The organism is Streptomyces sp. NRRL S-118 (assembly GCF_000716335.1).
Taxonomy (GTDB): Bacteria; Actinomycetota; Actinomycetes; order Streptomycetales; family Streptomycetaceae; genus Streptomyces.
Window position 1 is genome coordinate 838 of record NZ_KL591011.1, and the last position, 231, is coordinate 1,068.

Annotated in this window: 1 protein-coding gene; it reads right to left on the minus strand. The window is 67.1% G+C overall.

Going from position 1 to position 231, the window contains the following annotated elements:
- Positions 1-185, minus strand: a 185-nt coding sequence (locus IH00_RS44155) for a hypothetical protein (protein WP_234334898.1), incomplete at its 3' end; no start/stop codon positions are given.
- Positions 186-231 lie beyond the last annotated feature (46 nt).

Below are 231 nucleotides of genomic sequence, written 5' to 3' on the forward strand. Positions count from 1 at the left end.
TCGGCCGAACGCGCCGAAGGCAGGGCACGCGCCGCCGTCTCCCGGTCCACCGCGCCGTCGCACGGCCGGGCCGGCAACCGGTCGATCCCCTTGGTGAAAATCTCCACGTACCCGAATACCGCCGCGATCACCACCAGGCAACTTATTCCTGCGGTGGCGAGGTTCTTCTTTCGGCTTGCCTGCATGAGCCTTCCCGAATCCACTCAGAAGTTACGCGGCCGGCCGGGCGTG